The organism is Paenibacillus sp. tmac-D7, from assembly GCF_006519665.1.
GTDB lineage: Bacteria > Bacillota > Bacilli > Paenibacillales > NBRC-103111 > Paenibacillus_G > Paenibacillus_G validus.
Genome location: NZ_VIDW01000002.1, coordinates 38,343 through 64,427, shown reverse-complemented (window position 1 = coordinate 64,427; position 26,085 = coordinate 38,343). Strand labels below are relative to the sequence as shown.

Here is a 26,085-nt window from a genome sequence, read left to right as displayed (position 1 = left end):
GTTCACGCTCCATAGGAAGAAGAGGTCGGTCAGAAAACTTACGGGATAGTATGACCGGAGCGAGGCTTAAATATTAGTATAGGGATTCCGGACGCCGAAGTCTAATCGCTTGGTGCTTAGACCGGATTCGCAAGGAATGAATAGATCAGCAGCCCGAACGAGAACGCGACCATCACGAGCGCCAGAAGGGCGAGGGGCCGTTTGACGCCGGACGGCAGCGTATCCTTCTTCATAATTAATATCAAGGCCAAGCAAAAGGAAAGGATGATGAAGGTAACGATCGACGTGGCATTGTTCACAAAAATCACCTCTTATCTATGTAATGTATGTTCGCCGCCTAGCGTTATTTTCCTTTTTTTGTACGGACGGCAAAAAACCGACCCCCTGGAGGGATCGGCTTTCAAGAGTTCCGTTCAGCGAGCCGTTCTAGCTTCGCGATTTCACCAATACGAGACGGCCGTCTTTATCCCGGCTTGCCGTGAAATTGTCGTCCGGCTGGATGCCGGCTTCTTTCTCTAAACCGACCGGAATCGTTAACGCGCCATGCTCATTGACCGAGACGACCGATCCGGATTTTTTCTTCAAGTAGCCAAGGGCTAGTACGCCCACGATGATCAGGAAGACAATCGCCCATTTCACAACCGGATTTTCATGGAAGTATCCGGCTACGGAGCGATCCTCCGTCAGCATCTTGGCTGCCGTATAGGCAAGGACGGCGGAACCGAGCCAGATGATGATCGGGAAGCGGTCGACGAGCTTAATGAACAGCGTGCTGCCCCATACCATGATCGGTACGCTTATGATGAGTCCGAGGATGACCAGCGAGAAGCTGCCGTGTGCGGCGCCGGCAACTGCGATGACGTTGTCGAAGCCCATAGCCGCATCGGCGATGATGATCGTGCGAATCGCGTCCGCGAGTCTTGGCTTAGCCTCAATGGCGTGGTCCTTCTGGTCGACGAGCAATTTGTAAGCGATCCAGATTAGGACGAGTCCCCCGATGAGCAGCAAATAAGGCAGCTCCAGCAGCCAGACGACGGCGAGTGTGGCGACGATTCGAATAACAACCGCACCGACGGTTCCCCACAGGATGGCGCCCTTCTGCTTGTCTTTCGGCAAGTTGCGCGCTGCGAGCGCGATGACGATCGCGTTATCGCCTGCCAGTACGAGGTCAATGAGTATAATGTTCAACAACGCTAGTAAAAATGATGGCGTTAACCACTCCATGTCCCTCACTCCTTCTTTCTTTTATAATTATTGTGTACATAAAAATGATCCTGTGCCTGGTTTGGTTCAGGTACTTTTTTCAAACAAAAAAGACCTCTACCCATAATAGGCAAAGGTCTTGCTAACAACGTGACGTTGCCAATAAAGCCGGGGCTCGCAAGAACCCGAATTGACGACTTTACTGTGACAGCTACTCCCCTTTGGAGGACATCCTTATGTAATTATCTTAATTATAGAAGCCAAACAAGCAAGAAGTCAAGCCTGAAAATGCAAAATCGGCTTTTATACTTGGCGAAACGCTTCCCAAATTTGCTCAAGCTCTTCTTCCGTGCCTTGAAAGCGTTCTTTGGAAAAGCGCTCTCCGACCCAGTGCATCATCTCCGGACGGCTGAGGAACGTATGGCATTCTTCGCCCCATTGGTCGGAAATTTCACGTAAAATCAATTGTTTGCCGTTCACTTCCACTGTCAGCATATTCCATTTATCGGTTTTGTAAATCGTATGTTTTTTAATCACGTGCGGGGAACCTCTTTTCAACATAATAATGAAGGACACAACCAGTCTCTCTACTCGCGAATCATACCTTAACTGCCGCGGAAAATCAAGGCGGTACGGGATACGGGACAATCGGCATTGCGTCCCACTCCAAACCGTGGTAATATCCTGCTAAGCTTCAGCATCGGCCGGAGGGCGGGTGGAGGCCCAGAGCTATCAAGATGAGTCGAGACGAGGAGAGTGCTTTGGAGATGAGCAAAGAACGGAAAGCGTATGAACAAATCGGCGTAGCCATGACGTGCCGATCCTATGACGAGTATGTACGGATGTTTGCCTTGAGACCCGAGCTGCTGCAAAGCGGAGCGGTGTTGGACGTGGCGGCGGGGGCCTCATCGTTCGTGGCCGAAGCATGCGGCCGAGGTTACGATGCCCGGGCGGCAGACCCGCTGTATGCGCTGGAGCCGGAAGCGATCCGCGCGAACGGCGTCCGGGAAATTGAAGCTTCCACAGCGAAGCTGGCGGCAATTCGGGAGCAGTTCGACTGGAGCTATTACGGCGATGTGGATCGCCATCGTTCCAATCGCGAGGCGTCGCTCGAACGATTTGCCGCGCACTACGAAGCGGAGCGGTCGAACGGCCGTTACGTGCCGGCTAAGCTGCCGCGCCTGCCATTCGAAAGCGGCGAGTTTTCGCTGGTGCTGGTCAGCCATTTTTTATTTCTGTATCACGAGCAATTCGACTTTGACTTCCATCTCGCGGCGCTTCAAGAGCTGATGCGCGTTTGCCGGCGAGGCGGCGAAGTACGGATTTACCCGGTGATTACGCTGGGGTGGGATCGTTATCCGCTGCTTGAGCGGCTGTCGGAAGCGCTGGGCCGGCAAGGGATTCAAGCCTCGCTGCCGGAGTCGTCGCTGCCGTTCATTCCGGGCTCCAAAGAGCTGCTGAGATTGGCGTATGAATAAGAGGAAGCAAGTTGATTTATCCTCATACTGGTGGTATAATTGAATTATTCGCCCTTGATGGCGATACATCTAGGAGGTTGTTTTCATTGAAAGGTACAGTAAAATGGTTTAACGCAGAAAAAGGCTATGGTTTTATCCAAGTTGAGGGCGGAGACGATGTATTCGTTCACTTCTCGGCTATTCAAGGCGATGGCTTCAAAACGTTGGAAGAAGGCCAATCGGTTGAGTTCGAAATCGTTTCCGGCAACCGCGGTCCTCAAGCAGCTAACGTTATCAAGCTGTAAGATTTAAACTAACTACGATGCCCGGGCTGTTGCGACAGTCGGGTTTATAACATATATCGTTGGGTAGTTGTCTTCTGCCGTATGCATCATGAGACAAATCAGAGCCTGCAAGCGGTTCTTGGAACTTCGGTTCCGGGAACCGTTTTTTTTTGTATATAGATACCTGGACAAATCTTTGACCCACCCGCGGCAGCTGGTGTAAACATAAATGTGATATTTTGAGCGATAGGGAGCGTTAGGATATGCCTAAGTTTACGCACCCGCATGAATACGAGAAGGTGAAGACCGCGCTGGAGGCGCAGGGACTGCAGTTTGCCGAAGCCTCGGTCAGCTGGATTCTGCAGAACACGATCAAGGTAGAAGGCGAAAATGCCGAAAAGCTGCTCAAAATGATGGACTCGTTCGACGATCTGGACGATGTGCAGGACGTTTATTCGAATTACGAAATGGACGAGGAAGAAATGGCCAAGATCGGCTAAAGGTTCGCGTTATCGCGTTATAGAAACTCCCCCGAACATCCAAGGATGAGCGGGGGAGTTTTTGTCATGGGCTGACGGGCCTTGAACTTCTGGAGATCCTGCGCAACGAGGCGCACCAGCGTTAATAGCGCGTATCGTTTAATCGACGATACGGAGAATATCGTCCACCGGCTTGCGGGGCAGCCGGGCCGGACGCTCCAGCGGATGGCCGAGCGCGATAACCATATTGATTTGACATTCGGGCCGGATGTCCAGGTACGTGCGGAGCCTGTCTTGCGCGAGCAGCACTGGACCGGTCATCGGACAAGTGGCCAGCCCGCGGGCGTGAGCCGCAAGCATCAGGTTTTGCGAAGCGAGGCAGCTGCTCTTGATGCCTTCTTCGTCCCATACATGGTCCGGGACTAAGTGAACCGGATCGAAGATGCGCTCGCGGAATTTGGATTGGTAAGGAGTCGCGAGACACACGATGAGCACGGGAGCGTCGGAGAAGGCCGTGGCGTAAGGTCCGAACGACTTGGTCAGCAGCCGGGCTTCCTTAGACAGGCCGCGCTGCTCCGCCTCGGAGGCGCGCTTGTGCAGCTCTTCCCATGTGATAGCTTCGATCTCCTTGATTTTGTTGCGGTTCGTGACGGCAATGAATTCCCACGTTTGCGAGTTCGTATCGCTTGGAGCATACCGCGCGCAATCGATCAGCTCCTTAATATCTTCAACGGAAACCGGTTCGTCCGAGTATTTGCGGACGCTTCGACGGTCTAACAAAATTTCCTTGAAATCTTCATAGGCAAGCACACGGGTCGCTTCAGTCATCTTTCATCATCCTCTTTCGTGTTTAACAGACAAGCACCACAAATTTAGTACTTGGTGCTAAAAGCTACACTCATTATACCGGGAGACTAAAGAAATAACAACCGCCGTTCAGCCTTTTTACGGAATGACGACGGTGTCGCCTTCCTGAAGACCGCTGACAATTTCCGTTTTCTCCGGCGTTTCCACGCCGATTTTGACGGTTCTGCGCTCGAGTTCGCCTTGTGCCGTTTCCATCATCACATAATATTCGTCTTTCTCCCGCTGTACGGACAAGGTCGGGATGACCAATACGCCGGTTTTCTTATCGGTTTGAATGGAGGCGGTCAAGCTCAGACCCGCGATAAGCCGCTCGTTCGGTTCGAGCGAAATGACGACCTCGAACTGAGCGGCACTCCCGGACGCGTCCGAGGCGCTTTTGGCGAATTTGGACAGCCGTTCGACTTTGCCCTGCAGCTTCAGCCCCTTCAAGGCGTCGACGCGCACCTCTACGGGCAATCCTTCGCTAAGCCGGAACAGATCGAACTCGCCTACCATACAGATGAGCTGGAGCTTCGACAGATCGACGATTTTGCCGATCCGCTCGCTTTCTTTCACGGACTTCGGTTCCTTCGTGCTATCGAATAAGAAAATGCCGTCTTCCGGCGCGGTAAACTGCGAAGACTTAAGCTTCTCGATCTTCTCGGTTAACTGGGTTCGTCCATGCTCCAGATTTAACCGGTTGATTTCCTCTTGGATTTTGCGGCTTTCGTTCTGCGCGAAGCGCTGCTTGGCGTCGGCTTCGGAAATGCCCGTCGAAGCGTCGCCGCTTCCTATCGTCGCTTGAAATTCACCCAAACGGATATCGAGCTCCTGCTTGCGGGCGGACGCCTGAAGCTCGGCGATTTCATTGCGCAGGTCCGTATCGACGAGCTGGAAGAGCAGGTCGCCCTTTTTCACCTGTTGGCCTTCCTTCACATTCCACGATTTGACATCGGCGGCGAAGGGGGCATTGATGTACGTTTCCTGCTGATACGATGATTTGCCTTTGACCTCGACGCTGCTGGCCAAATCTTCGCGGGTCACTTTGAATTTAAGCGCATTCGTCGTTTGCATCGCCGCCTGCTTCGATTTGTCGGCCGGTCGGCTTTGCCAGAACAATAAACCTGTCACCCCGAGGACAAGCACGGTGGCGATGGCGATGATCCATTTTTTCTTTTTCATGGCAGCATGACTCCTATAACGTGATTAATCCCGTTTGATCGCAGTTAACGCATCGGTGCGGGATGCCTTGACAGCCGGATAAATGCCGGACAGCACACCGGTCATAATGGCGAAGAACAAGCCGAGCGGCAAAATCCACAGACTGATGAACAAAATCTCTTCGCTGCCGGATCCGCCCGAAAAACGCATGATGACGATATTGATCGCCCAGACGACCCAATACGAGAGCAGAATGCCGACCAGCCCGCCAAGCAGTCCGAGCAACGCGGATTCGACCATGAACATGTTGCGGATTTGCCTCAGATTCGCCCCGAGCACTTTCATGATGCCGATTTGTCTGCGCCGCTGGTAGGTTGACATCGTCATTGCGACGACGATCGAAATCGAGGCGACGAACAGGATAAACAAGCCGGCCCCGCCAAACACGATTCGTACGATCATAAGCTCGGACTGTATCCGCTCTTCCCGGTACAGGTTCGTCTGCACATCAAGCTTGAGCTTCTTCAACAGCTCCTCCACTTCTTTGACGTGGGAGCTGTCGGTCACTTTTACTTTCACTTCGTCGTAATCGGCTGTTGTCGCGGGTTGTCCGCCGCTGTTCGGCCTTTCTTGACCACCGTTCATTAACGCCTGCGCCTCGGACAATCGTTTGCCGAGCGCGGGTGAGACATAGGCGATCTTCTGATTCGAGACGATGTCGTCCGACATGCCCTCGGGCTTCTTCAGAATGCCTACGACACGTACAGGAATGGAGACGCTCTCCCCGATGCTCGCTCCGAAGCCTTGCGGCACAAGCGTAATCAGCTTCTGGTACATGGGATAGGCGAGCGTCCGCTGTTCGCGCCAGGCTTGCATCGCTTCGCGTTCGTTCTCGTAGTTTCGTGTTCTCGACACTTGTTCGTCCTGCAGTCCCATCGTCGCCCCGTAGCTGAGGATGATCGTATTCTCGAGGTCGGACGGGCCGCCTTGCTGGAGCTCAATGCCGAAATCGTCAAGCGTGTCCAGCTCGGTTGCGTAAATTTCGTTCAAGTACCCCTTCTTGTTATCGAGCTCCAATTGAAACCCGTGTAACGTCCGATAGGTCGACAGCGCCTTCATATGCGGGAAGCTGCGAATCAGATCGATTTTGCTCTGGGTCAGCTCGTAGGGCTTGGACGCGTTCGGATCGCCGTCCGGCGCCCCGGTTTCCGGTCCGCTGCCAGAGCGGACGGAAATTTCGTCCGATTTCAGAAAATCGTACATCCGCGCCTTGCTGAACTGGTTGATCGATTCGCCGAACGAGAGGGCGACAATGATCGAAGCCGAGCCGATGGCGATTCCCATCGCGCATAAAGCGGTGACGACGATCCGGCGCTTGAGCTGATCCCAGCCGAGCTTGATGTAGTCGGTCAGCTTCATCCGGTTTCACCCGCCCATGCGCCGTCTTCGACGAGGCGTCCGTCCCGCAGTTGAATGACCCGCTGGGCGCGGCGGGCCACCTCGAGCTCGTGCGTGACAATGACGAACGTAATGCCCAGCGTTCCGTTCAGCTCGATCAGCAGGTCGATGATCTCCTTCTCGGTTTTCGTATCCAGGTTCCCGGTGGGCTCGTCGGCAAACACGATGGCCGGCTCGGTCACCAGGGAACGCGCGATGCTGACCCGCTGCTGCTGGCCGCCGGACAGCTGGGACGGGAACATTTCCGTTTTCTCGCCGAGTCCGACCTTCGTCAGCAGCGACACCGCTTTGTCCCGGCGCTCCTTTGGTTTCACAGCTTGAAATACGAGCGGCAGCTCGACATTTTCCCGTACCGTCAAATGAGGAATCAGTTCGTACGATTGAAAAATAAAACCGATATGCGAACGCCGAAATTCGGCGAGCTGATTTTCGCTCATTTTCTCGATCGGGCTGCCGTCGATGAGGATGCTGCCGGTTGTCGGTTTCATCAGGCCCGCCATGAGATTGAGCAGCGTCGACTTGCCCGAGCCCGAACTGCCGAGCAGCGCGACCATTTCGCCTTTGGCGATGTGGAAATCGATTTCATGGAGCACCGGCGTAGCTTCTACGCCGTTCTTGAAGCTGTGAGACAACTGATTGACCGCAAGCACATAACCCCTCCGTTACTTATAGTTCTACCTCTGAGTATGACGGATGATCTTTCCAGAACGTTGCACGTTGTACCGGTTCTTAAGAAATCTTTAAGAAGTGAGTTTCACCGCACCAAAAAGCCGCCCGGTTTCGCTCGACTTATTAGACGAACGAAGGGGCGGCGAATCCTGCATAGTCAGGCTTGAAAATCGCGGGCGCCGTTCGCACCGGTGCTCCGGGCGTGAAGGACGAGAAAGCAAATCATCGCTACGAACGCGAGTCCCGATCCGAAGGCATACATCGTCTGCGGGCTGAAGTCGTTAAAGATCCAGCCGCCGATCGTACCGCTAAGCAGCCCGGCGACCCCCGACCAGATGACGGCGAACACGGCTTGTCCGCTTGCCCGGTATTGATCGGGAATGACCATCTGGATGTACCGGATCGCCGTGAACAGGAAGATGCCGAATGACACCGAATGCATCAATTGCGTTACGATGACCCAGAGAGGGTTGTCGATCCAGCTCATCATCAGAAAGCGGATGCCGTACACGAGGCTGCAAACCGCCAGCAGCGGCAGCTCTTTATATTTGTGACCGTATTTGCTAAGCAAGAAAAAAGCGGGTACTTCGCTGAGGGCGGAAGCCACCCACGACCAGCCGATGAGGGAAGGGCTCGCTCCGAGCTCCTGCATGTATAAGACCAGGAAGCCGTCATTGAGCCTGTGCGCGGTAGCTACGATGAGCAGCGTCACCAGGAAGGCCAGGAACGGCCGCGAAGCGACTATCGGGACGAAGCCCGAGAAGTCGGGCTTCTTGATTTGCGGGTCGCGTGCGTCCTTCAACAGGAAGGCCAGCAGCAGCGAAATGATCAGCACCCCGACCGTCAGCACCGGCGTTAAGGTTGCACCGTAATATTTCAACAGCTGTCCGAAGCCGAGCGCCGCAGCGGCGAACCCGATCGAGCCCCATACCCGGTAGGAGGCATAGCTTTTGCGGGTTCCGCTGACCGTTAACAGAATCAAGCTGTCGTTCAGCGACATCATCGGCTGCTGGAAGAAAAAGAAGACAGCCATCAGGGCAATCGTTAACGCGAAGGCATCCGTCCGGAACACGAGCAGGGAGATCGCGAGCTGGCCGATGACGATCAGGATGAGCACCTTGCGGATCGTCCGGTACTTGTCGCTCATCATGCTCCAGAACAGGTTGGCGACGATGCCGACCAGCGGCCCGACGGAGTACAGCAGACCGATTTGTATGGTGGTGTATCCTCTGTATTGAAAGTAAAGCGGGAAATACGAAGTGATGATGGCGATCATCATAAAAAAGGAAAACGTAAAGCTTCGTAAGACCAGATCATTGCGCCTCATGGGCGATTCCGCAGTCATGAGCGTCCACTCGATTCTGTGTTAATTTTGTCCGCTGTCCGTGTGTTCGGTCCGATGCTTCCCGGAACCGTCCGATCGCGGGCCGCTGCACGCAGGACCTGCCAGACGACGGCCGCTTCGGCCGCGAGTCCCAGCGATTGCGCCAGCGCTCCGATCATCCCGTTCCAGCCTGGCGTCATGAACACGCAAACGACTAAGGTTAACAGGGTTATGCACACGTTTGCAGCTTGTGACCATACCATCGTTTTCGTTTGGCCGCTCAGCATTAACAGCCCGTTGCCGTAATCGAGCCATGGAAAAACCAGCGTCAACAGCGTAAATACGCGAAGCGTTGACAGTGAAGCGTGCATCAGCCGCTCGTTCACGCCCATCACCTGCTCCATGAACCAGGGTCCGATGTCCGTGTAGGAAAGCAGGGAGAGCAGCAGCGTCGGAATTAACGACAGCATCAAGGCGAAGCGCAGCACTTTCCGCGCATCTTTGCGGTAAAAGTTCAAGACGATCTGATGCGTGTAGGAGAAGAAACTGGTCACCAGGTTCGTCACGCTGGCGGCGATGGCAAATGCGGCGATCGCTAACTGAATATCGCTTGTTTTGCCCAGAAATGCATTAATGGCTGGCACCGACACGACTGCAATGACGGACGAATAGAGCAGCGGCTTGAAAAATCTGAATATTTGCGACGGCTTTTCAATCGGATGGTCGGGCTTCTTTTCCGGAATGTGGCGCTTCAGCAGCGACCGGCCCTCCCATATGCTGACGGCAGCCTCGATCACCATGCCGACAAGGAAGATGATGGCGCCGACTTTGCCGCTTGTTACGCCGGTGCGGATGAAATAAAGCGAGACGAGGTACATGCCGATAAGCCGGATCAGCATGCCGATTGTCAGCCACTTGGTACGCATATTGAAAATGATGACGCCGTGAAACAAGCAGCGCAGCCCCGAGAAAATGCTGACGAACATAAGGATGCGAAATACATCCATCATCGGTTCAATCAACGTCGGGTCCGCTCCGAACAGGCGGGCGAACACCCACGGACCTGCCGGGGTATAGCTTAGGATGGCCCCGAGCGCGAGAATAGTGCCGAGCACATAGAGGCTCACAACGGACATCGCCCGGAAGGAGATGCGGTCGCGAACCAGGGTAGAGCATGTTTGCCGGAGCAGTACGGCCGGTTTCTCGGTGATGCCGAGAATGCTCATCGGCAGGGCGTAGCTGGCGATGATGATTTCCGGATTGGCCGATCGCGCCAGCGTGCTGTTAATAATGACATGGGAGATGGTAACCAGGCTCGCCGATATGCCGAGCGGCAGGAAGAAGGCTAACAGCTGGCTGAACGTTACGCGTTGGTGCTCGGATTCATTCATAGCAGCCCCTCTTTTCACACAGTCCCCACATTATACCACGAACCCTGAAAATGGAGGAGAAAAATTTCGTTCCCTACTGGAACGAAGGTCTTGTTTCTGATACATTAATAGAATAAACTGTGAGTGCCTCTTGCAGGTCCGGGTTTAAAAGCTTACAAGGTGGTGCACCTCGCATGACCGATGTTTTTGTATGGGACGAACGGCTCGGCATTCCGCTGCCTCAGCTGAAGAAAGACTTCGAGGATTACTCGAAACGGGAGCAAGCCGAGCTGCTGCTGCGCTGGGAAGAGATCCGCGGAACGATTCCCGACCGGGTCAAACAAATCGAACGGATCATTATCGTGAAGCAGGACCAGTTGAATGTGGAAGACGACTTTGCAACCTCCTGCAGGCTGAACAGCGAAATCGCAGAACTTGCGAGCACGATCAATGAGCTTCATTTATGGTTCCGTGTCAATCAAGATATGGATGCCCGTGCGGCGCATCATTAAATGTAGAGACGAATTCAAGACGATAGACGCCATTAACCCCGGGAGGTTCGCGTAACGTGAGTTGGACAGAAAGCCTCGGCCGGATCGCAGCGCAGCTGACGAGCCATCGGCCTTCCTTGTACCCGACGGAGGAACTGGACGACTTGGCGGATTTGAAAATCTCCAAGCTGTCCACGGACGGATTCGAAGGCGAACGCCGCAGCTTCGCGCTTGCCGTGAAGGCTGGGCTGCATCTATTTAATGAAAGCCTGGATCATTCGCACAACCTTTCGCAAGACATCCATACGCCTGAAGGCAGCTACTGGCACGCCCTCATGCATCGGATGGAGGGGGATTACCCGAATGCAGACTACTGGTTTCGGATGGCCGGCGGTCATCCCGCTCATCAGGAGTGGTCCGATCGGATCCGGGAGCGGCTTGCTGCGTTCGTGTGGGATGATATCGGAAATCCCTCCTTTCGGGCCGCTTTCGAACAATGGTCGGCGGACGGGCGCTTCGAGCCGGCAGGCTTCAACCGGCTTATCGAAATGCAGGTGACGCGCACGAGAAATGAACGCGTGGAACAATTGCTGATCGAGCTTCAATGGGAAGAGATGCGGGCGCTGCTGCAGCACTGCTACGCGTTAAGCGGCGGAGGAGGGGATTTGTTTGAACCCCGGTAGCTCCAAAGCGGCCGTTCCGAACGGGCCTTTTCGTTTAGTCTCGAGGGTGTACCGCTACGTCCTGCCGGGCGTACGTGAACAGCTGGGTTATTGGCGCGATCGAGCCGAAACGATACCCGATCCCGAGCTGCGGAAGCAGGCCATCGACAGCATGACGGCGAAGGAATTTCACTGTATCGGAGGCGCAGTCTATGCGGCGGCTCATCCCGCGATGCGTCATGTGCTGATTCCGCTCATCGTCGCGTTCCAAACGATCAGCGACTACTTGGATAATTTGTGCGACCGCAGCACTTCGCTTGACCCGGACGATTTCCGCCGGCTGCATCAATCGATGCTGGACGCCGTCGATCCGTCCGAGCCGCTCCACGAATATTACGAATTCCGGACGGAGCGCGAAGACGGGGATTATTTGAACGATTTGGTCAAAACGTGTCAAGCCTCACTCCGCTTACTGCCGGCTTATCCGCTCGTGGCTGCCTCGGTTCGCGAACTGGTCGGGCTGTATTGCGATTTGCAGGTGTACAAGCACATCCGCAGAGAGCTGCGCGAGGAGGCGCTGCTCACCTGGTGGGAACGTCACAAGAGCCGCTTCCCGGCCATTCAATGGAACGAATTTGCCGCGGCGACGGGTTCGACGCTCGGGGTGTTTATGCTGTTTCTGGCGGCTTCGGAATCGCGCTTGCAGGCGGACACGGTACAGCGCATTCATGAGGCGTACTTTCCGTACGTCTGCGGGCTTCACATTTTACTCGATTATTTGATCGATCAAGAAGAAGATTTGTCCGGCGGTGATTTAAATTTTTGCAGCTACTATGCGAACATGGATGCCACGGTCGAACGAATCGCCGTGATCGTCGAGGAGGCGAAGCGCCATTCGCAGCTGCTGGAGCATCCGGCTTTCCACCGGATGATTATCGAGGGGCTGCTGGCGTTATATTTGTCCGATCCGAAGGTCAGCAAGCAGCAGGAGGTTAAGCGTATCTCCCGCCGTTTGATGAAAGGCAGCCCGTGGATGCGGCTGTTCTTCCTCGTGAACAGCGTCTGGATTCGCAGGACCACGTAGCGGGAGCGGACAGCGCCACAGCGATGTAAGACCAACCTAAGATGCCAATGTTTTATATTTATAGAGATAATAAGGGCAGCGACAAGGAGGAAACCATCATGACAGTAAAAAAAATTGCCGTTCTCACGAGCGGCGGCGACTCGCAGGGAATGAACGCGGCGGTTCGCGCCGTCGTACGTAGCGGGCTGTTTCACGGCCTGGAAGTGTTTGCCGTACAGCGGGGATATGCCGGACTTATTAATGACGATATCCGGGAAATGGATTTGCGGAGCGTCGGCGATATCATTCAACGGGGCGGAACGATTCTGCAAACCGCCCGCTGTAAGGAGTTTATGACGCCGGAAGGGCAGCAGCTCGGTGCAGACAACTTGCGTAAGCGGGGGATTGACGGTCTCGTCGTGATCGGCGGAGACGGATCGTACCAAGGGGCGAACAAGCTGAGCAAGCTTGGAATCAAAACGATGGGTCTTCCGGGTACGATCGACAACGATATTCCGTTCACCGATTTCACGATCGGCTTTGACACAGCGGTCAGCATCGTCGTTGACGCCATCAACAAGCTGCGCGATACGATGAGCTCTCACGAGCGTTCGTCGGTCGTGGAAGTCATGGGCCGCCACTGCGGCGATATCGCGCTGTACGCGGGACTGGCCAGCGGGGCGGAGACGATTCTCGTACCGGAAGTGCCGTTTGACCTGGACGAAATTTCGAACCGGATGGCCGAAAATTTCGCACAAGGCAAACGTCATAGTATCGTCATCGTCGCAGAGGGTGTCTGTAAGGGCGAGGTCATTGCCCAGGAAATTACGAAGCGCAACGGCATAGAACCACGCGTTACGGTGCTCGGGCACATTCAACGCGGCGGCGCGCCTACGCATAACGACCGGATTCTGGCAAGCAGCCTCGGCGATTTTGCCGTGCGGAGCTTAATCCAGGGCGAATCCGGCAAAGCATGCGGCGTGATTAAGGGCCAGCTGACGCTGACCGATATCGATAAAGTGGTGCACACGAAGAAAGAATTTGATATGGATTTGTATGAGCTGACGAAACGTTTATCGCAATAATAGCGGCTTGCCTTACAAGGGCTTCTTTCCCGGAAAGAAGCCCTTGTTTGTTCAGGTGGAGCCTCGCCGCCTGCCGAAGATTTGCCTCATGGTTTCCCCGTTATTTGAAGCGGAGGCAAGCTTACGCAACTGCCGTATGCGGACCCGCTTGTTCGATGGAGGAAGAAGAGGGGGCTAGCCGCCCCTTCTTGCTCGCTCCGACCGAAGCGCATTTAAAATTTCGTGCGTCGGCCGGTTGCCTTTCGCTGCATAGAACACTTTGCCATCGGCGCCGATGACAAATACGATTCGCTGCTGACCGAGCAATCCGAACAACGTTTGCTCGACATCGTACGCTTGCCGAATCGATTCGCCTTCGTCCGTGACCAGCGGGAAATCGTAGTTGAACTTATTCGCGAATCGGCGGTGCTCCTCCAGGGTGCCCGGGTTGATGCCGAGCACGAGCGCATCAAATTCGGCGTACTGCGCTTTCGAATCGCGTACGGCACAAAGCTGCTTCGTACAAATGGGCGTTTCGTCCTTCGGGTAAAAGATGAGAACGATCGGCCGACGGCCTAAATCTTCGTCGAGACGGATCGTGCCTTGCGTGCTTTCCGCAGTAAATGCGGGAGCCGGTGTGCCGACTGCCAGCATGTGTTGTTCCTCCATTTCCTGCGAAACTAGAATGGAAATCTTGTCTCATCCCTCATTGTAACGGATGAAGCTAACCGGCCGCAATTCGGGTGCCTGCGCCGCCGCCGGAGCAACCCTCCTTGGTCTTGCCAAAGCCTGGTGAATCCGGTAGGATGGGAGAGCAAGCTATGCCCGGAGAACGGAGGGATCATCGATGTACTTATACAATATGGAAATTGAATTGCAGGACCGGCAAATCCGCTTGGTGGTGTTGGCCGAACGGGACGAAGAAGCCTTCGACCAGATTGAAGGGCTGCTGGCCCGGTTTTACGTGAAAACGCCGGAGGTGCTAGAGGCCGCTATCGTCGAGAAGAAACGAGCGACCAGAGGCGCAGGCTTCGTAATGGACTTGCAAGCCTAAACCGTATGTTGTGGTAAAGCCGCTTCCGTTTTACAGTAAAGATACCCGAGTCTAACGGCGCTCATGTGAACGAGCTAAGGCAAGGATTGCCCGCCGCCGACGGCATCGTATTGGCGACGGCCGGAATATTGGGGCAGCTTGTCTGGCGCGTGGAAGAATGCGCTTGACTTTGTCGGCTTCGACCATTTCGACGGCAAGCCTGGGTTATCCGTTAGTTCAGCCGGAGGACGCCAAAACCCGAGCAAGGGTAGAGCGGCCTGTCGGCTATTTCGTTCATTGGCTCGTGCGGCTCACGAAACACAGATAAGGGAGAGGGAATCGTGGCAGCGATCCTGACGAACGATTGGGCCGATTTATTGGCCGACGAATTTAAACAACCGTATTATTTGGAGCTGCGGGAGTTTTTGAAGCGGGAATACGCTTCGCGCACCGTATATCCGGACATGCACGATCTGTTTAACGCTTTACACTTTACGGCATATGCCGATGTGAGGGCCGTCATCCTGGGGCAGGATCCGTACCATGGGGCGGGTCAGGCTCACGGTCTCAGCTTCTCCGTCAAGCCGGGCATTCCTGCGCCGCCTTCGCTGCAGAACATGTTGAAGGAGTTGCGGGACGATCTGGGCTGCCCTTTGCCCGATAACGGGTATTTGGTGCCTTGGGCGCAGCAGGGCGTTCTCTTGCTGAACACCGTGCTGACAGTCCGGGAAGGAGAAGCGAATTCGCATAAAGGAAAAGGCTGGGAGCGGTTCACCGACCGCGTCATCTCGCTGTTGAACGAACGGGAGAAGCCGATCGTATTCATTCTCTGGGGCAGCCATGCCCAGCAGAAGATGCAGCTGATCACGAACCGGCGCCATCTCATCCTGCGAAGCGTGCATCCCAGTCCGCTATCTGCGCATCGGGGATTTTTCGGCAGCAAGCCGTATTCGCAAGCGAATGCTTTCCTGCAAAGCATCGGCAGCGAATCGATCGATTGGCAGCTGCCCGATCTCGGCGTTCGCCGAGGCAGTAGCGCATAAACCATCCGCCATGCCAAAGAGAGCGGATCGCCCCATACTTGCGGTGCGATCCGCTCTCTTTTAGTAATCGACGTCCGGCGTATACGTATTCACGGCGTTCCACAGCAGAAACTCTTCCACACCGTTATCCTTCAAGGCGCGGATCTGCTCTTCGATCTGCTGCTTGCCGTACCGGATATGCCCCGGCACCCAAGTGGCGGTAAAGTCTTGAATCCAGGGGCGGACGACGGGCTTGAGCTCCTGAAGCGGTTCCAGTTTTTTGTGCGTATCTTTAGTCGCGCCGTCAATGGTGGCGTAGGGAGCGGCGTCCGGCACTTTAGAGCCGAACCAGCCGGTCGAATAATGGCTCGGATAAATCATCGGACAGATGACGTCGACGTTCTGCGAAATTTTTTGAAAATCTTGCCCGATCCCTTCGGCAGCCGGTACGGAAGCGGCATAACCGAAAATGTCTACGGACACCCTTGCGCCGAGCGGAGCGAGCTGCTCGTGTGCGTATTTGACGAACTCGGCGACGGCATCGATGCGCGTCCGGTCGTCTTTGTCGTATTTCAGGGAGTCGGCCCTTTTCTCGAAGCCTTCCGGAAACCGGACGTAGTCGAATTGTATTTCTTTAAATCCGGCTTTTACGGCTTCTTTCGCCACTTCGATATTGTAGTCCCATACTTCTTTTTTATAAGGATTCACGAAGCTGTCGGGTGGATTTTTACTATTGCCCCAGACGGAACCGTCTGCGTTTAAGAAAGAAAGATCAGGACGTTTTTTGGCCAACAAGGTATCTTTGAATACGACGATGCGGGCAATCGGGTATACGTCGTGCTCACTCAGCGTCGACATAAGCTTGCCCACGTCGGGAATAATTTTTTGCGTTGTCTCCATGGCAAGCAAGGCCGGATTCCCGGTATCGTATGTAATATACCCCCAATCGTCCTTCACATCGATGACCATTGCGTTCAGCTCGGTGTCATCCATCAGCTTGAGCAGCGTGTTCATCCGCGAGCCGCCGGCACTGTGCGCCGTCGCATAGATGCCTTTTACGGCGGGGGCGTCTTTCTGCGGGTCCAGCTTGACGGCCGGCTTAAGCGGGTCTTCGGGATTGCCGTTCGGGGTTGCGGCTGGCTGCGTTTGCTGCACGATGGCGTTCTTGGAATCTAAGGATGCCTGCACCATTTGTTCGAACGTGGCGTCGGGATGGTCGGCGCTAACGCCGCTCCAAGCCATGAATAACGCGGCCACTAAGAGTTCCATGTTCGTCTCTCCCTGCTAGTATAATATCTATCATTATACCAAAGAAACCGAAAATCGATAGACAGCTTTGATACAATTTGACGAACCGTGCTACAATGCAAAGAATGATGGCCGATGGGACATGCGATCTTAGTTTGATTAAAGGAAGGTAATGATGAACAAGCAGCTTTGGAAATTGCGGGGCCTTAATTTTTCATATTATGCAACGACCGGCGTACTTAATCCTTTTTTGCCGTTATATTTGGGGGAGCGCGGCTATTCGTCTTCGCAAATCGGGCTGTTGATGATGATCGGACCGTTCATCACGATATTCGCCCAACCGATGTGGGGATATATCAGCGATCGTTATCAAACGTTGAAGCTCATTATTTTTTGCTTGTGGGGCATGACGATATTGTCCAGTATCGGCATCTTCGGAACGAGCGGGTATATGAGTGCGTTCATCTTCATGCTCATGCTGTATTTCTTCATGCTGTCTTCGACGCCGCTGCTCGATACCTTGTCGATACGTGTGGCGGAGCGGGCGCATGCGACGTACGGCTCCGTGCGAATGTGGGGCTCGGTCGGCTTCATGCTGCTGTCCTTGTCGTCGGGTTTCCTGCTCACGGCGCTCGGAGGCATGCATAATCTTTCTTTCCTGTACTGGACGATATGGGTTCTGCCGATGCTTCTTCTACTGCTGCTGCGCGACGAGAAGGGGAAAGGCGACGCTGTCGTATCGTTGCGCGCTTTCGGCAGCATGCTGCGCAACAAACAGTTTATATGGTTTTTATTTCTCATTTTCCTGATCATGGTTCCGCACCGGATGAACGATTCGTTGTTTGCTTTGTATTTAAAAGATTTGGGCGGCTCCGATGTGATGGTCGGCTGGGCATGGGCGCTTGCCGCAGGCAGTGAAATCCCTACCTTTGCGCTGCTGGGGCGGTATTTGAACAGGTTTCACGAACTGGCTCTGCTCGGCATCGTGGCGGTGCTGTATACGATCCGCTGGTTGTTGTACGGATTTATTCAAGACCCGGTTATTCTCATGTTTTTGCAAACGACGCAGAGCATCACCTTCGCCGTGTTTTGGATTACCTCGGTGCATTACGTCGTACGTCTTGTACCTGACCATCTGCAATCGACGGGACAATCGATGCTGTCCATGGTATTTCTCGGATTGGCCGGGATCGCGGGCGGCTACGCCGGCGGCTTCGTCAAAGACGTATTCGGCGGAAATGATATGTATCTCTTCGGTGCGGTGATAGCCGGCCTCGCCGCTGTGCTCACATTCGGTACGCAGGCTTATATGCGCAAAAAAAACCATCCTGCCGTGTAGGCGGATGGCTTGGAAAGGCTCCGGTCAGGAGCTTTTCTATTTTTGCGCGTTTGGCTGTTGTGCCGTATCGGAAGCAATTGCCAGCTCTTTTTTCGGAGCTTCCAGCTCACGGTTGTCATTCGTGTTTCCACTGTTGTTGTTCGTCGCATCCTTGAACTCGCGGAACATCTTGCCGAAGCTGCGGCCGAGCTCGGGCAGCTTGTTCGGTCCGAACAGCAGCAGCAGCACGACAGCAATTAAAATAATATGCCATGGGGATAAGGCGCCCATTCATGATCCCTCCGATTACCGTATTCTATGTCATATCATATCACATTTAGGCGGAAAGCATAACATGGAATTATTGCGAAATGTTGAAACTCATAAATAAAACGCCCCCTTCTTAATGAAGGTGGGCGTCTTTCTGGTGCTCGGATATGCTGTATTGAATAATTTCCATGGCGTCCTCGGCCTCCAGGGCAGCGAGCCCGTTTCGCAGCACGATCTCCGACTCGAGTTCACGCTGCTTGAGAAAAGGATATAATTCCGGCGTTAATTTCATAACAATCGTCGAAAGCTTTACTGTTTCCACAAGCATCACCCTTCCCGTCATCTGGTGTTGAGAGATCAGGAGCCACTTACGAGCCATACAGGTAAAGCCGGGGAAATCAACGGCTATGAAGTTACAATTAGATTATAACATAGATTGTTTAAGTTGACAGCGGTACTTTTGTGCCAGCGGACTGCTAAAAATAAGCTAATTTCTGCGAAATAAGCCCATAACGCCGACGGTTTCGGTGATATTCACGAACGCTTGCGGATCCCATTTGCGGACGAGCTGCCGGAGGTCGGCGAGCTCATAACGGGTCGTTACGGTCATCAGCATATGCTGCGGCTGCTTCGTATATGCCCCTTCCGTTTGAATAACGGTAACGCCGCGGTGCAGCTTTTTCATTTTTTGCAGCAGCAGATCCTTCTTTTGCGTGACGATATAGACGGTGACCTTCAAATGCCGGATATGTATCGTGTCCACGACCTTGCCCGTAATAAAAATAGTTACCATCGAATAGAGGGCGAGGTCCCAGTTGTTCTTATAATAGCCGAGCATTAAAATAACGACGCCGTTCAAAGCGAACAGGACGGTGCCGAGCGGAAAATCCCGTTTACGGGTCAATATCGATCCGATGATATCGAGGCCGCCTGTCGAGCCGCCAGCCCTCATGGTGATGCCCGAACCGATACCGAGCAGCACGCCGCCGGTAACGGCGGACATGATCGAATCGTTCGCAACGGTATCGACGGGTACGATCCGCATGAACCATGTCGTTAAGATAACGGAAAGCGTGCTGAGCACAATGAATTTGCGTCCGATCGAAACCAGTCCCCAAATCAGGACAGGCAAGTTCAATACGAGGTATAGCAGAGAGATGTCGAACCCGGTCAAATACCCGATCATCATCGCAATCCCGGACAAGCCGCCGCTGAGCAGCTGGTGGGGGATGAGGAACAAATTGAAGCTGGCCGCAATGAAAGCCGAGCTCAAGACGGTCACGAGAATGGAACCGATCCACGAGCGCTGCAGCTTTATCATAGGAATCCTCCGTGAATGCGAAACGTGAAGCTCTCTCACGATTGTCGCGGAAAGCTTCACGTTTCGATTGTTATTTTCGTTTAAAAGAACCGGATCGCTTGCTTGTACTCGGCTTGGACGATCCGCTTGACGGCGCTTTGCCGTAGCTTGGGGTGGAGCCGTCGTTCCGGCGAACCGAGCCGCTGCTGCTTCCGGCGCCCGTACTGGGCTTGGTTGGCGTCGTTGTGAAGCTCCCTTTGCGATCGGACGTCGAAGGCGCGGTCTGCGCCGGCGTCTTCGCGGGAGCGGAGGCGCTCGGATAAGGCGCCGTCTGGTATTTGCCGTAATCGTCGTAACGCTTGCTGGACGTGTAGCCCCGGTAGTCATATCCCCGGTGGCTGTTAAACCAGCCTCCGCCAAAAACAGATTGAATCAGCGTAGCGGTTAAATATCCTTGCAAGAACGAAGAGTCGTAATTATCTTTTGCATATTGGATCGTGTCTAATTCAACAAGCGTCGTATTTTCGTTATCCGGGTCTTTCTGGACATGAATGATCTTGTTGTCGTATACGAGAAACATCCGCTCGGTCGATTCTTTGCTTATTTCCTGCGGTTTCTCTTGCTGTTCCAGTTCATGAGCTACAGTAGGCACATCTTTGCCGGTTACCGAATAAATTTTGGCAGTGCTCTTGCCTTGGCCCTGAACATCGATCAACGAATAGTTTTCCTTAATAAAATTGCCTGAATCGCCGCATCCGGCTAATAGCGCGAATACGAGCACAAGGGCGAGCCAACGGGCTGCACGCTTCATTGAACAGGGTCACCTCCTCGCAGAACCATCGTATGATCAGGCGAAACGAATCAATGAGAGTTCGGTTCGCTCGAAGCTTTCAAAAATTTGATTAAACCGGCAGGCGTCCGTTCGCCTTCCATCGCCACATATTTACCGTCTTGCCATTGCAGGAAAAAATAACGATCCTCCGTCCCGAAATAACGCCAAAACATCACTTGGTCCGCGGCCCGGAAATCCGTATTGCCTTCGGTCCGCACCGTGTCGGTCCGATTGTGCTCAAGCTCGTACGTCACCTCGCCGCCTGTGTCAAGCCGGGTAGGCACATCGTTAGGATCGTCCAAAGCTCCCTCCACGAATTCACAAATAAAGCATTCGTACGTACGTCCTTTTTCCACAAGCAAACAGGAGAGATGCTTGCCGTTTTGCAAATAATACGCAAAGCGATGCGGTGCGAAGCCTTGATCGAAGTACGTCAGCTTGCCGGACACGACGTATTCTTCCAGATCGACGCTCACGATGTCTCCAACCTTCGTATCTTCAAACGGATTGGAGGGTTTAGTCTCCGGCACCGACTTGTTGCTTTTCAAAATTCCTCCCACTCTTTTCCATACGGACATGGGCTGTCGCTCCTTTTCGTCAGGGCATTCTATATATGTATTATATACGATGTTCGGGGAAAACGGGTTTCAATTTGAACATTTCTGGAATATGACTTCCGCATGTGGTATAATACTAAAGATATTCTTAAGTACGGCCTTGACTGTTCATTTTGACACAGCTAGAAAGTGTTTCATGAAGAGAGTAATAAAAAGAAGATAGGAGTCGCACTTAAGGGTACAGACAATATGAGAACCCATAGAACAAAGGAGAATGAAATCATTTGAAAACGTTTAGTGAATTCGGCTTGGAGCCGAAAGTGTTGCGTGCCATTACGGAGATGGGCTTTGAAGAATCGACTCCGATTCAAGATAAGGCCATTCCTGTAGCCATGGAGGGCCGCGACCTCATTGGTCAAGCACAGACGGGAACCGGGAAAACGGCAGCATTCGGGATTCCGTTGATCAATAAAATCGACATCAAGGAAGAACGCATCGTAGCGCTCATCATGTGTCCGACCCGCGAACTTGCCATTCAAGTGGCGGAAGAAATCGAAAAGCTCGGTCGTTTCAAAGGCATCCGCTCGCTGCCGATCTACGGCGGTCAAGATATCGTGAAGCAAATCCGCGGCCTGCGCAAGAAGCCGCAAATTATTATCGGTACGCCGGGCCGTTTGCTCGACCACATTAACCGCAAAACGATCAAGCTGGACGACGTGCAGACGGTTATCCTGGATGAAGCGGACGAAATGCTCGACATGGGCTTCATGGAAGATATCCAATCCATCCTTCGGCTTGTTCCGGACGAGCGTCAAACGATGCTCTTCTCGGCGACGATGCCGACTAATATCCAGAAGCTGGCGCAACAGTTCCTGAGAAATCCGGAGCACGTTTCGGTTATTCCGAAGCAAATCAGCGCACCTAACATCGAGCAAGCTTACATCGAGCTGCATGAGCGCCAGAAGTTCGAAGCGCTGTGCCGTTTGATCGATATGGAATCCCCGGATCTCGCGATTATCTTCGGCCGCACGAAGCGCCGTGTCGACGAGCTGTCCGAAGCGCTGCAAAAACGCGGTTATACGGCGGAAGGTTTGCACGGGGACTTGTCCCAGAACCAACGCGATAACGTGATGCGCAAATTCCGTGACGGAAGCATCGATGTACTGGTCGCTACCGACGTAGCCGCACGCGGATTGGACGTTTCCGGCGTAACGCATGTCATCAACTTCGACTTGCCGCAAGATCCGGAAAGTTATGTGCACCGGATCGGTCGTACCGGCCGTGCCGGTAAAGAAGGCGTGGCCTACTCGTTCGTAACGCCGCGCGAGATCGACCACCTGTACTTTATCGAGAAAATTACCCGTCATCGCATTGCCCGTAAGCCGATGCCAAGCTTGGCCGAAGCGATTGAAGGCAAGCAAAAGCTGACAGCCGAGCGCGTGCTTGAAGTGCTTCAAAAAGAAGAACATAACGAATATAAAGGTCTTGCGATCTCGCTGTTGGAGCAGCACGACTCGGTTCACCTGCTGGCTTCCGCTTTGAAATTGCTGACCGGCGGCGATAAGAAGGAAGTTGAAATCGAACTGACGCCAGAGGATCCGATTCGCGCTAAGAAGCGTCGTCCGGACATTCGTTCGAACGGACGCAGACCTTCCGGCCCTTACGGTACGGCAGGCGGCGCACGCCGCAATGACCGTCCTTACGGTGGTGGCGACCGCGGCGGCTCCCGTCGTGACGGCAGCCGTGATGGCGGACGTCGCGAAGGCGGCTACCGTGAGAACCGCGATTATCGCGGCCGTTCGGATAACCGTCAAGAAGGACGCAGCGACCGCGGCGGTCATACGCGTTCGTCCAATCGCTCGAACGAAGAAACGCTCGTATAATACACGAATCGCCCTAGTTACCAAATCGGGAAGGCTCATGCCTAAAGCATGGGCCTTCCTGATTTTATAGCCGTATTTGAATTTCCCGGACGGGCATGGACGGCTACCTGGATTTCCGGAAATAAGCTATTAAGTTTGGAGACATAAGGAGGCGTTGTAGTGGAGTTTCGAGGAGTAATGGGCGGATTTTATCGGATTTCCGAATGGATTATGCGGTTGTCCGTCATCAATTTATTATGGATCTTTTGCGCGATACCGTTCTTTTTCCTAGGTATTTTACTGTTGAATTCGACAACAGAGCAGATGGTCTACCAAACCTTGTTCTTAATGGCTGTCGTTTCGCCGTTCACCCTCTTTCCTTCGACGGCGGCCATGTTTAGTGTCGCGCGTAAATGGGTGACGGGGGATGAGGATGTGCCGCTGTTCAAGACATTTTTCCGCGGCTACAAGTCAAACTTCGTTCAAGCGATGATCGGCGGATTTATTTACTTGCTGTTTGGCGCTATCTTGTACGCCAATTTTCAATTTTACGGGAATCAATCCGGGCTGTTCGGCATTTTACGTTTTTTGGTGATGTCGATTTCGGTGCTGCTGATCATTTCTTTGTTCCATTTCTTTTCTATATTGACGCATTTGCATATGAAGATGCTGCAGATTGTCAAGAATGCGGTGCTGATTACGATCGGAAGCCCGATTCGCTCCTTGTCCATGATTGTGCTGGTCGGTGTTGTGCTGTTCGTGAGCACTCGCATATTCACGTTCCTGATTCCGTTCTTCACCGGCAGTCTAATCGCCGTCATTTCGTTCTGGCACTTTAATCTCATCTTCGGCAAGCTGCAGGAAAAGCAGCAGGCTTTGAGCGGGAAGGAAGAGGCGGACGAAGGCGATGCGCCGTCGGACCCGGATGAAGCATCGAAGTCTGGCGACCTTCTTGCGGCGGATGCGGCTAAAGATAACGCCAACCAAGCGGACAAGCAATAAGTTCCCACCGTTCCATGAACTTCATCCGCGGCCGAGTTTACTTTCGCTCAGCGGTAGATTATAATAAGACTACAACAAAATCCTGCGATGTTCGTTTCGGTTTTAAAGTTGTTTTGAACCAATGACTGTTTCTAGGGAGACCAACATTGAATCGCGGCTGACATGCCCTCGAAAAGGGATCTCAAAACCGGTTCTGCGGACACCCACCTGCGAGAGCGGGTTTGAGACACTAAACCGGACGGCATATGCGGGTTTTTTTGTGCCCAAAATACCGGATACATATGATGAAGGGATGTTGGAGATGAAGCTGTTTATCGATACCGCCAATGTGGAAGAAATCCGAAAAGCGCATGAGCTTGGCGTCATTGCCGGCGTCACGACGAATCCTTCGCTGATCGCGAAGGAAGGCAGAGATTTTTTTGAAACGGTACGCGAAATATCCGCCATTGTCGGCAACCTTCCGATCAGTGCGGAAGTTATCAGCTTGCAAGCCGATGAAATGGTGGAGCAGGGCAAGAAGCTCGCTTCTCTGGGCGACGGGATCGTGGTGAAAGTGCCGATGACCGAGGATGGGTTAAAGGCAACGAAACGTTTCACCGAGCTTGGCATTAAGACGAATGTAACGCTTATCTTCAGCTCCACGCAGGCGCTGTTGGCTGCACGCGCCGGCGCTACATACGTCTCTCCGTTCGTCGGCCGTCTCGATGATATTAACCAAATCGGGATGAACCTGATTAAAGAAATCAGCGAAATGTTTAAAATTCATAACATTTCCTCTGAAATCATTACCGCCAGCGTACGGACGACGACGCATGTCATCGATGCGGCGCTGCTGGGCGCAGATATCGCAACGGTCCCTTATAAAGTCATTCAACAGATGGCCAAGCACCCGTTGACGGATGCAGGCATCGAACGTTTCTTGAAGGATTGGGAAGGCGCCAATCAATCGGTTTTCTAGAAGAAGTTTAATTCAAGAGAAAGAGCCGCTTCAACTTCTGATTCGGCTCTTTTTCTTGCGAAAACGCGCATTTCCTCTTTCTCTTCCTTGTAAACAATGATATGATAAACATTAGTGTTAACTGGAATAGATACGCACTTCGCATAGGAGGGAATGCTTTGCTAAAGCGAACCTTAATCGGTCTGATTCGCAGCCATGAAACGACCGGAGAGAAAGCCAGGGATCCGCTGCTGAAGACCCGCAATTATAAACTCTCCAAAGACCAGGCCATGGATGAAGTGGTCAACATGTTCAAAAAATTGAACGGTTACAAGCTGCTCCATGAGGTGCGCAGCGTCGGCGAAATCGTATTGGAACGGCGGACGATTACCGGCAGGACGCAGGATATTACGGTGACGTTATTCGGGATCAACCCGGTCAAAACGGCCATCGATGTATATTCCGCCTCGCGCGGTTCGCTGGGGGACTTGGGCTCCAATTACCGCACCATACTGGACATCTTCAAACATATCGACAAGCGGCTCGCCGCTTATAAAATACATGATTGAATCCGGTGTTTTTCCAGGGGGGAATAAAAAAACAGCGAGGGTAGCTTCGCTGTTTTTTTTTATGACTTCATATGGATTACACGAGTTTTTTCACAGCGTCGACAGCTGCTTCATAGTTCGGGTGATCGGTCATTTCACCGAGGTACTCCACGTATTGGATGGTGTCGTTCGCGTCGATAACAAAGATAGAGCGCATCAACAAGTGCAGTTCTTGGATCAACACACCGTAAGCTTTACCGAAGGAATGATGTTTGTAGTCGGACAAGGTGATGACTTTGTCGATACCTGCTGCGCCGCACCAACGGGATTGCGCGAAAGGCAAGTCGTTACTGATGGTAAGGATGACCACGTTGTCGCCCAATTTAGCCGCTTCTTCGTTGAAACGGCGGGTTTGTGCGTCGCACACGCCGGTGTCCAAGGAAGGCACCACGCTGATGAGCTTCACTTTGCCCGCGTAATCGGAAAGCGATGCGGTTTCGAGCAGATTTTTGTTAACTGTGAAGTCAGGTGCTTTGTCTCCGGCTTTAAGCTCCGGTCCGACAAGCGTGATCGGATTGCCTTTCAGTGTCGCTTGTGCCATGTGTACATGGGCCTCCTTTAATTC

At 53.3% G+C, this 26,085-nt stretch carries 31 protein-coding genes, 1 other RNA gene and 1 pseudogene; 16 read left to right on the top strand and 17 right to left on the bottom strand.

What is annotated here, in order from left to right:
- Window positions 1–116: 116 nt before the first annotated feature.
- The 3 genes and pseudogenes from FKP33_RS01805 to FKP33_RS01795 all read right to left on the bottom strand — a co-directional run bounded on the left by FKP33_RS01805 (window position 117) and on the right by FKP33_RS01795 (window position 1,740).
- Window positions 117–299 (bottom strand): hypothetical protein, encoded by a 183-nt coding sequence (locus FKP33_RS01805; RefSeq protein WP_054796846.1) that lies wholly within the window; start codon window positions 297–299, stop codon window positions 117–119.
- Window positions 300–570: 271 nt separating this feature from the next.
- Window positions 571–1,224: pseudogene (locus FKP33_RS01800) on the bottom strand (TerC family protein); the annotation flags it as partial.
- Window positions 1,225–1,506: 282 nt separating this feature from the next.
- On the bottom strand, window positions 1,507–1,740 hold the full coding sequence (locus FKP33_RS01795; RefSeq protein ID WP_127606155.1) for a hypothetical protein: 234 nt from the start codon (window positions 1,738–1,740) through the stop codon (window positions 1,507–1,509).
- 230 nt (window positions 1,741–1,970) lie between these two features.
- Between FKP33_RS01795 and FKP33_RS01790 the strand changes: the two genes are divergently transcribed.
- The 3 genes from FKP33_RS01790 (at window position 1,971) to FKP33_RS01780 (ending at window position 3,444) form a co-directional block, all read left to right on the top strand.
- Window positions 1,971–2,681 carry a class I SAM-dependent methyltransferase gene (locus FKP33_RS01790; protein ID WP_141333807.1) on the top strand — a complete coding sequence of 237 codons (711 nt, stop codon included), beginning with the start codon at window positions 1,971–1,973 and terminating at the stop codon, window positions 2,679–2,681.
- 86 nt (window positions 2,682–2,767) lie between these two features.
- The gene (locus tag FKP33_RS01785) at window positions 2,768–2,965 is read left to right on the top strand and encodes a cold shock domain-containing protein (protein ID WP_054796811.1); all 198 of its coding nucleotides are present in this window, start codon (window positions 2,768–2,770) and stop codon (window positions 2,963–2,965) included.
- Between the two features lie 242 nt (window positions 2,966–3,207).
- Window positions 3,208–3,444, top strand: a complete 237-nt coding sequence (locus FKP33_RS01780) for a YebC/PmpR family DNA-binding transcriptional regulator (protein ID WP_141333806.1) — start codon at window positions 3,208–3,210, stop codon at window positions 3,442–3,444.
- A 138-nt stretch (window positions 3,445–3,582) separates the two neighbouring features.
- Here FKP33_RS01780 and FKP33_RS01775 read toward each other — a convergent pair whose 3' ends face one another.
- The 6 genes from FKP33_RS01775 to FKP33_RS01750 all read right to left on the bottom strand — a co-directional run bounded on the left by FKP33_RS01775 (window position 3,583) and on the right by FKP33_RS01750 (window position 10,272).
- Window positions 3,583–4,251: a nitroreductase family protein gene (locus tag FKP33_RS01775; protein ID WP_054796812.1), complete on the bottom strand. Its 669-nt coding sequence runs from the start codon at window positions 4,249–4,251 to the stop codon at window positions 3,583–3,585.
- A gap of 117 nt (window positions 4,252–4,368) precedes the next feature.
- A complete protein-coding gene (locus FKP33_RS01770) occupies window positions 4,369–5,451 on the bottom strand; it encodes an efflux RND transporter periplasmic adaptor subunit (protein ID WP_141333805.1) in 1,083 nt (360 codons plus the stop codon).
- A 24-nt stretch (window positions 5,452–5,475) separates the two neighbouring features.
- Entirely contained in the window at window positions 5,476–6,849 is a 1,374-nt protein-coding gene (locus tag FKP33_RS01765; RefSeq protein WP_141333804.1) for an ABC transporter permease, read from the bottom strand.
- Window positions 6,846–7,538: an ABC transporter ATP-binding protein gene (locus tag FKP33_RS01760; protein WP_054796813.1), complete on the bottom strand. Its 693-nt coding sequence runs from the start codon at window positions 7,536–7,538 to the stop codon at window positions 6,846–6,848. The genes FKP33_RS01765 and FKP33_RS01760 overlap by 4 nt, the downstream gene beginning before the upstream one ends.
- Window positions 7,539–7,714: 176 nt before the next feature.
- The gene (locus FKP33_RS01755) at window positions 7,715–8,902 is read right to left on the bottom strand and encodes an MFS transporter (RefSeq protein ID WP_230876123.1); all 1,188 of its coding nucleotides are present in this window, start codon (window positions 8,900–8,902) and stop codon (window positions 7,715–7,717) included.
- Complete coding sequence (locus FKP33_RS01750; RefSeq protein ID WP_054799235.1) at window positions 8,899–10,272, bottom strand: hypothetical protein; 1,374 nt, start codon at window positions 10,270–10,272, stop codon at window positions 8,899–8,901. Before FKP33_RS01750 ends, FKP33_RS01755 begins: the two co-directional genes overlap by 4 nt.
- 173 nt (window positions 10,273–10,445) lie before the next feature.
- Between FKP33_RS01750 and FKP33_RS01745 the strand changes: the two genes are divergently transcribed.
- The 4 genes from FKP33_RS01745 to pfkA all read left to right on the top strand — a co-directional run bounded on the left by FKP33_RS01745 (window position 10,446) and on the right by pfkA (window position 13,552).
- Window positions 10,446–10,763: a hypothetical protein gene (locus FKP33_RS01745; RefSeq protein WP_054796814.1), complete on the top strand. Its 318-nt coding sequence runs from the start codon at window positions 10,446–10,448 to the stop codon at window positions 10,761–10,763.
- Window positions 10,764–10,819: 56 nt separating this feature from the next.
- Window positions 10,820–11,425 (top strand): hypothetical protein, encoded by a 606-nt coding sequence (locus tag FKP33_RS01740; RefSeq protein WP_141333803.1) that lies wholly within the window; start codon window positions 10,820–10,822, stop codon window positions 11,423–11,425.
- Window positions 11,412–12,488, top strand: a complete 1,077-nt coding sequence (locus FKP33_RS01735; RefSeq protein ID WP_127606141.1) for a tetraprenyl-beta-curcumene synthase family protein — start codon at window positions 11,412–11,414, stop codon at window positions 12,486–12,488. Before FKP33_RS01740 ends, FKP33_RS01735 begins: the two co-directional genes overlap by 14 nt.
- 98 nt (window positions 12,489–12,586) lie before the next feature.
- Entirely contained in the window at window positions 12,587–13,552 is a 966-nt protein-coding gene (gene pfkA / locus FKP33_RS01730; RefSeq protein WP_127606139.1) for a 6-phosphofructokinase, read from the top strand.
- Window positions 13,553–13,726: 174 nt separating this feature from the next.
- Here pfkA and FKP33_RS01725 read toward each other — a convergent pair whose 3' ends face one another.
- On the bottom strand, window positions 13,727–14,185 hold the full coding sequence (locus FKP33_RS01725; RefSeq protein ID WP_127606137.1) for a peroxiredoxin: 459 nt from the start codon (window positions 14,183–14,185) through the stop codon (window positions 13,727–13,729).
- Window positions 14,186–14,378: 193 nt separating this feature from the next.
- Between FKP33_RS01725 and FKP33_RS01720 the strand changes: the two genes are divergently transcribed.
- The 3 genes from FKP33_RS01720 to FKP33_RS01710 all read left to right on the top strand — a co-directional run bounded on the left by FKP33_RS01720 (window position 14,379) and on the right by FKP33_RS01710 (window position 15,607).
- On the top strand, window positions 14,379–14,585 hold the full coding sequence (locus FKP33_RS01720) for a DUF3906 family protein (protein ID WP_054796818.1): 207 nt from the start codon (window positions 14,379–14,381) through the stop codon (window positions 14,583–14,585).
- Window positions 14,586–14,723: 138 nt separating this feature from the next.
- Window positions 14,724–14,921, top strand: a complete 198-nt coding sequence (locus FKP33_RS28030) for a hypothetical protein (RefSeq protein ID WP_328133349.1) — start codon at window positions 14,724–14,726, stop codon at window positions 14,919–14,921.
- Window positions 14,906–15,607, top strand: a complete 702-nt coding sequence (locus FKP33_RS01710) for a uracil-DNA glycosylase (protein WP_141333802.1) — start codon at window positions 14,906–14,908, stop codon at window positions 15,605–15,607. The genes FKP33_RS28030 and FKP33_RS01710 overlap by 16 nt, the downstream gene beginning before the upstream one ends.
- A 60-nt stretch (window positions 15,608–15,667) precedes the next feature.
- Here FKP33_RS01710 and FKP33_RS01705 read toward each other — a convergent pair whose 3' ends face one another.
- Window positions 15,668–16,855, bottom strand: a complete 1,188-nt coding sequence (locus FKP33_RS01705; RefSeq protein WP_141333801.1) for a putative glycoside hydrolase — start codon at window positions 16,853–16,855, stop codon at window positions 15,668–15,670.
- A gap of 154 nt (window positions 16,856–17,009) precedes the next feature.
- On the opposite strand from FKP33_RS01705, the gene FKP33_RS01700 reads away from it, so the two are divergent.
- Complete coding sequence (locus tag FKP33_RS01700; protein WP_127606129.1) at window positions 17,010–18,173, top strand: MFS transporter; 1,164 nt, start codon at window positions 17,010–17,012, stop codon at window positions 18,171–18,173.
- Between the two features lie 36 nt (window positions 18,174–18,209).
- Here the strand turns inward: FKP33_RS01700 and tatA are convergent, their stop codons facing one another.
- The 5 genes from tatA to FKP33_RS01675 all read right to left on the bottom strand — a co-directional run bounded on the left by tatA (window position 18,210) and on the right by FKP33_RS01675 (window position 21,132).
- Window positions 18,210–18,443 carry a twin-arginine translocase TatA/TatE family subunit gene (tatA, locus tag FKP33_RS01695; protein ID WP_127606127.1) on the bottom strand — a complete coding sequence of 78 codons (234 nt, stop codon included), beginning with the start codon at window positions 18,441–18,443 and terminating at the stop codon, window positions 18,210–18,212.
- 112 nt (window positions 18,444–18,555) lie between these two features.
- Window positions 18,556–18,750, bottom strand: coding sequence for a hypothetical protein (locus tag FKP33_RS01690; RefSeq protein ID WP_054796819.1), 195 nt, complete (start codon window positions 18,748–18,750; stop codon window positions 18,556–18,558).
- Between the two features lie 159 nt (window positions 18,751–18,909).
- On the bottom strand, window positions 18,910–19,743 hold the full coding sequence (locus FKP33_RS01685; RefSeq protein ID WP_127606125.1) for a YitT family protein: 834 nt from the start codon (window positions 19,741–19,743) through the stop codon (window positions 18,910–18,912).
- Between the two features lie 70 nt (window positions 19,744–19,813).
- Window positions 19,814–20,533, bottom strand: a complete 720-nt coding sequence (locus FKP33_RS01680; protein WP_127606123.1) for a DUF4247 domain-containing protein — start codon at window positions 20,531–20,533, stop codon at window positions 19,814–19,816.
- 50 nt (window positions 20,534–20,583) lie between these two features.
- Window positions 20,584–21,132: a DUF4178 domain-containing protein gene (locus FKP33_RS01675; RefSeq protein ID WP_127606121.1), complete on the bottom strand. Its 549-nt coding sequence runs from the start codon at window positions 21,130–21,132 to the stop codon at window positions 20,584–20,586.
- Window positions 21,133–21,395: 263 nt separating this feature from the next.
- On the opposite strand from FKP33_RS01675, the gene cshA reads away from it, so the two are divergent.
- The 5 genes from cshA (at window position 21,396) to FKP33_RS01650 (ending at window position 25,481) form a co-directional block, all read left to right on the top strand.
- Window positions 21,396–22,994 (top strand): degradosome RNA helicase CshA, encoded by a 1,599-nt coding sequence (gene cshA, locus FKP33_RS01670; protein ID WP_127606119.1) that lies wholly within the window; start codon window positions 21,396–21,398, stop codon window positions 22,992–22,994.
- 159 nt (window positions 22,995–23,153) lie between these two features.
- Window positions 23,154–23,975, top strand: a complete 822-nt coding sequence (locus tag FKP33_RS01665) for a YesL family protein (RefSeq protein WP_127606117.1) — start codon at window positions 23,154–23,156, stop codon at window positions 23,973–23,975.
- A gap of 76 nt (window positions 23,976–24,051) precedes the next feature.
- A non-coding RNA gene (ssrS, locus tag FKP33_RS01660) (6S RNA) lies at window positions 24,052–24,233 on the top strand.
- Between the two features lie 43 nt (window positions 24,234–24,276).
- The gene (fsa, locus tag FKP33_RS01655; RefSeq protein ID WP_127606115.1) at window positions 24,277–24,933 is read left to right on the top strand and encodes a fructose-6-phosphate aldolase; all 657 of its coding nucleotides are present in this window, start codon (window positions 24,277–24,279) and stop codon (window positions 24,931–24,933) included.
- Window positions 24,934–25,091: 158 nt separating this feature from the next.
- Entirely contained in the window at window positions 25,092–25,481 is a 390-nt protein-coding gene (locus FKP33_RS01650; protein WP_127606113.1) for a DUF1499 domain-containing protein, read from the top strand.
- A 76-nt stretch (window positions 25,482–25,557) separates the two neighbouring features.
- On the opposite strand, the gene tpx is transcribed toward FKP33_RS01650, so the two are convergent.
- On the bottom strand, window positions 25,558–26,061 hold the full coding sequence (gene tpx / locus FKP33_RS01645; RefSeq protein WP_127606112.1) for a thiol peroxidase: 504 nt from the start codon (window positions 26,059–26,061) through the stop codon (window positions 25,558–25,560).
- Window positions 26,062–26,085: the final 24 nt, after the last annotated feature.

Excerpts from the sequence above, each read along its gene's own strand:
- FKP33_RS01790 (WP_141333807.1), top strand. The coding sequence starts at position 1,971 with ATGAGCAAAGAACGGAAAGCGTATGAACAAATCGGCGTAGCCATGACG.
- FKP33_RS01780 (WP_141333806.1), top strand. The coding sequence starts at position 3,208 with ATGCCTAAGTTTACGCACCCGCATGAATACGAGAAGGTGAAGACCGCG.
- FKP33_RS01775 (WP_054796812.1), bottom strand. The coding sequence starts at position 4,251 with ATGACTGAAGCGACCCGTGTGCTTGCCTATGAAGATTTCAAGGAAATT.
- FKP33_RS01770 (WP_141333805.1), bottom strand. The coding sequence starts at position 5,451 with ATGAAAAAGAAAAAATGGATCATCGCCATCGCCACCGTGCTTGTCCTC.
- FKP33_RS01765 (WP_141333804.1), bottom strand. The coding sequence starts at position 6,849 with ATGAAGCTGACCGACTACATCAAGCTCGGCTGGGATCAGCTCAAGCGC.
- FKP33_RS01755 (WP_230876123.1), bottom strand. The coding sequence starts at position 8,902 with ATGACTGCGGAATCGCCCATGAGGCGCAATGATCTGGTCTTACGAAGC.
- FKP33_RS01750 (WP_054799235.1), bottom strand. The coding sequence starts at position 10,272 with ATGAATGAATCCGAGCACCAACGCGTAACGTTCAGCCAGCTGTTAGCC.
- FKP33_RS01745 (WP_054796814.1), top strand. The coding sequence starts at position 10,446 with ATGACCGATGTTTTTGTATGGGACGAACGGCTCGGCATTCCGCTGCCT.
- pfkA (WP_127606139.1), top strand. The coding sequence starts at position 12,587 with ATGACAGTAAAAAAAATTGCCGTTCTCACGAGCGGCGGCGACTCGCAG.
- FKP33_RS01725 (WP_127606137.1), bottom strand. The coding sequence starts at position 14,185 with ATGCTGGCAGTCGGCACACCGGCTCCCGCATTTACTGCGGAAAGCACG.
- FKP33_RS01720 (WP_054796818.1), top strand. The coding sequence starts at position 14,379 with ATGTACTTATACAATATGGAAATTGAATTGCAGGACCGGCAAATCCGC.
- FKP33_RS01705 (WP_141333801.1), bottom strand. The coding sequence starts at position 16,855 with ATGGAACTCTTAGTGGCCGCGTTATTCATGGCTTGGAGCGGCGTTAGC.
- FKP33_RS01700 (WP_127606129.1), top strand. The coding sequence starts at position 17,010 with ATGAACAAGCAGCTTTGGAAATTGCGGGGCCTTAATTTTTCATATTAT.
- tatA (WP_127606127.1), bottom strand. The coding sequence starts at position 18,443 with ATGGGCGCCTTATCCCCATGGCATATTATTTTAATTGCTGTCGTGCTG.
- FKP33_RS01690 (WP_054796819.1), bottom strand. The coding sequence starts at position 18,750 with ATGCTTGTGGAAACAGTAAAGCTTTCGACGATTGTTATGAAATTAACG.
- FKP33_RS01685 (WP_127606125.1), bottom strand. The coding sequence starts at position 19,743 with ATGATAAAGCTGCAGCGCTCGTGGATCGGTTCCATTCTCGTGACCGTC.
- FKP33_RS01680 (WP_127606123.1), bottom strand. The coding sequence starts at position 20,533 with ATGAAGCGTGCAGCCCGTTGGCTCGCCCTTGTGCTCGTATTCGCGCTA.
- FKP33_RS01675 (WP_127606121.1), bottom strand. The coding sequence starts at position 21,132 with ATGTCCGTATGGAAAAGAGTGGGAGGAATTTTGAAAAGCAACAAGTCG.
- fsa (WP_127606115.1), top strand. The coding sequence starts at position 24,277 with ATGAAGCTGTTTATCGATACCGCCAATGTGGAAGAAATCCGAAAAGCG.
- tpx (WP_127606112.1), bottom strand. The coding sequence starts at position 26,061 with ATGGCACAAGCGACACTGAAAGGCAATCCGATCACGCTTGTCGGACCG.